Below are 3,347 nucleotides of genomic sequence, written 5' to 3' on the forward strand. Positions count from 1 at the left end.
TGCGCTTTAAGCCGCGCTGTGCGCGGCGCTCGACGTTTTAAGGAAATGCCATGCACGCCCAACCCCCCGCTCCCGCCGATTTCGAATTCATTGACGCCACCTTGCTCAAATACGGCGAAGACCACTCGGTGCTGAACATGGCCGAACTCGACGGTTATTTCACCGCCCTGGTTTCCAGCCCGGCCAAGGTGGATGTGGCCGAGTGGTTCCCGGCAATCTGGGGTGGGCAAAACCCTGAATGGGACAACATGGACGAGGCCCAGGCTTTTCTTGAGCTGTGTGTACGCCATATGAATACCCTGGCCGCACAATTGGCCACTGACTCCCAGGCATTCAAAGCCCGTTTCGATGAAACCGAACATCAAGACCAGGCGGTGACCCTTGCCGAGGAATGGTGCTTTGGTTATGTGCGCGGCGTGACAATCGCCAACTGGCCGCCATTGCCCGCTGTACAAGCCGGGCAACTGGAGCGGATTTCCTGCTGCGCCGAACAGGACAATTTCGAACTGCCGGCAGACCTGGATGTAAACGCCCATCAACTGCAGATCAGCGAAATCGAACCGGCTGCACGGGCGCTGCATGACTACTGGTTGAGCCAGCGCTAAGGCAGTAGGAGCGAGCTAGCTCGCGAAAAACTTACAGGCGCCGCGTTCATTCAGGAAGCACGCTTATCGTTGACGTTTTTCGCGAGCAAGCTCGCTCCTACATTCGGGCCGCAGCGCATGCCAATAAAATACGCAGATCACCCACTCACTTGACAAGCATGGCGTGTTTGCCTGATGATTCGGGTCCGCACGTCGGCCACTCCACGCCACCTCGCCTTGACCAGGAGCCTTGTACCTTGAGTTCGCAGAAAACCGTGACCGTTACACCGCCCAACTTCCCCCTCACTGGCAAGGTCGCGCCCCCCGGCTCCAAATCCATTACCAACCGTGCTCTGTTGCTCGCGGCACTGGCCAAGGGCACCAGCCGTTTGAGCGGCGCGCTCAAAAGCGATGACACACGCCATATGTCGGTCGCCCTGCGGCAGATGGGCGTCACCATCGACGAGCCGGACGACACCACCTTTGTCGTCACCAGCCAAGGCTCGCTGCAATTGCCGGCCCAGCCGTTGTTCCTCGGCAACGCCGGCACCGCCATGCGCTTTCTCACGGCTGCCGTCGCCACCGTGCAAGGCACCGTGGTACTGGACGGTGACGAGTACATGCAAAAACGCCCGATCGGCCCGCTGCTGGCCACCCTGGGCCAGAACGGCATCCAGGTCGACAGCCCCACCGGTTGCCCACCGGTAACGGTGCATGGCGCGGGCAAGGTCCAGGCCAGGCGTTTTGAGATTGACGGAGGCTTGTCCAGCCAGTACGTATCGGCCCTGCTGATGCTGGCGGCGTGCGGCGAAGCACCGATTGAAGTGGCGCTGACCGGCAAGGACATCGGCGCCCGTGGCTATGTGGACCTGACCCTCGATTGCATGCGTGCGTTCGGGGCCCAGGTAGACATCGTGGACGACACCACCTGGCGCGTGGCCCCCACGGGCTATACCGCCCATGATTACCTGATCGAACCCGACGCTTCCACCGCCACTTACCTGTGGGCCGCAGAAGTACTGACCGGTGGCCGTATCGATATTGGTGTAGCCGCGCAGGATTTCACCCAGCCCGACGCCAAGGCACAGGCCGTGATCGCGCAATTCCCGAACATGCAGGCCACGGTGGTGGGTTCACAAATGCAGGATGCGATCCCGACCCTGGCGGTGCTCGCCGCATTCAACAATACCCCGGTGCGCTTCACTGAACTGGCGAACCTGCGCGTCAAGGAATGTGACCGCGTGCAGGCGCTGCACGATGGCCTCAACGAAATTCGCCCGGGCCTGGCGACCATCGAAGGTGATGACCTGCTGGTTGCCAGCGACCCCGCTTTGGCTGGCACCGCCTGCACCGCACTGATCGATACCCACGCCGACCATCGCATCGCCATGTGCTTTGCCCTGGCCGGGCTGAAAGTCTCGGGCATTCGCATCCAAGACCCTGATTGCGTAGCCAAGACCTACCCTGACTACTGGAAAGCGCTGGCCAGCCTGGGCGTTCACTTGAGCTACTGACACACAAACCTGTGGGAGCGAGCTTGCTCGCGAAAAACGTTAACCAAAACGCGTGTTTGCTGAATGAATGCGGCGCCTGTGAGTTTTTCGCGAGCAAGCTCGCTCCTACAACTGAACCTTGCCGGGAGCGTCAATGACCCTTCGCCAACCCTGCCCACCCGGCGCCTGTGTCTGCAACCGTGAACAACTGCTGGAAGCTCCCGGCGCTGATCTGCGCATTCTGCAACTGACGCGACAGCAGGAAAAAATCCTGCTGGAGCGCCTGGAAAACCTCAAGAGCCTGCAAGACCTCGAACACTTGCAACAGCGGATGTACGACCAACTCGGCATCCGCGTCCACATCGCGCCCGGGCATACCGAGGTCAAAAGCATGCGCGGGATCCAGATCGTCATCGACGAACTGCCGGGCATGTGCCGCAAGACCCGCCAGTCGATCCCCGCCTCCATTCGCCGTGGCCTGGAGAAAAACCCAGAGATTGCCTACCGCTTGCTCGACGCCCACGACCTGTTTCGCGACGCTTGAATTATCCCGCGATGGCCTCACGCTCAAACAACCCCTGCCCCACGGTCCGGGCCTTGTGCAAATGCGCCTGGGCCGTGCCACTTTCCGAGTCCAACAACAACTCGGAAGTGAGTACCCGCGCCCCGCAATAATCAAAGATGCCGTAGTCGATCTGGGTATTCATGGCCTTGGCATAACCGTGTCGATCGAAGGCGCTTTCGTCAGCCGCCCCCAGGGCCAGCACATGTACGTGCAAATGCCTGAGTTTCTTCTGCACCGGTGTATCGGGGCCGTAATCAATCGCCCAGCCATTGACGAATACGCGGTCGACCCAACCCTTGAGCAACGCTGGCATTGACCACCAGTAGATGGGGAACGCCAGCACCAGCGCGTCGGCGCGGTCTATGCGGGCCTGTTCGGCCTGCACGTCGGCTGGCGGCGTCGCCCGAGTACGGTGCACCCGATGGTCGGCGATGGTGTAGCGTGGATCGAACCCTTCAGCGGCAAGGTCGGCTATTTCAAAGGTGTGGCCAGAGGCGGTCAAGCCCGCGCCCACCTCGGCGGCCACACTGTGGGTGAGAGATTGCGGGTCGTGATGAGCAACTACGATCAGTGCGTGCATGACTTTGACTCCATTTGAGCTTAATCTACTTTTAGTAAGTTACGTCGAATAAGTTACTTTTGGTATATAAGCATGTCAAGCAGTGAATCCCCTGCCCCACGTCGTCGTTTGTCCCGTGAAGATCG

Annotated in this window: 4 protein-coding genes; 3 read left to right on the forward strand and 1 reads right to left on the reverse strand. The window is 60.3% G+C overall.

The genetic code is table 11. The annotated features are described in order from the left end of the window. The first annotated feature begins 50 nt into the window (after positions 1 to 50). The 3 genes from OK409_RS22370 (at position 51) to OK409_RS22380 (ending at position 2,621) form a co-directional block, all read left to right on the forward strand. A complete protein-coding gene (locus tag OK409_RS22370; RefSeq protein ID WP_054898695.1) occupies positions 51 to 605 on the forward strand; it encodes a UPF0149 family protein in 555 nt (184 codons plus the stop codon). Between the two features lie 236 nt (positions 606 to 841). Then, the gene (locus OK409_RS22375) at positions 842 to 2,098 is read left to right on the forward strand and encodes a 3-phosphoshikimate 1-carboxyvinyltransferase (protein WP_140034371.1); all 1,257 of its coding nucleotides are present in this window, start codon (positions 842 to 844) and stop codon (positions 2,096 to 2,098) included. A 133-nt stretch (positions 2,099 to 2,231) separates the two neighbouring features. Continuing rightward, positions 2,232 to 2,621, forward strand: coding sequence for a hypothetical protein (locus OK409_RS22380; protein ID WP_034127625.1), 390 nt, complete (start codon positions 2,232 to 2,234; stop codon positions 2,619 to 2,621). Between the two features lies 1 nt (position 2,622). On the opposite strand, the gene OK409_RS22385 is transcribed toward OK409_RS22380, so the two are convergent. After that, a complete protein-coding gene (locus OK409_RS22385; protein WP_054898696.1) occupies positions 2,623 to 3,222 on the reverse strand; it encodes an NAD(P)H-dependent oxidoreductase in 600 nt (199 codons plus the stop codon). Positions 3,223 to 3,347 lie beyond the last annotated feature (125 nt).

This window comes from Pantoea sp. RG18, assembly GCF_025910075.1.
GTDB lineage: Bacteria > Pseudomonadota > Gammaproteobacteria > Enterobacterales > Enterobacteriaceae > Pantoea > Pantoea agglomerans.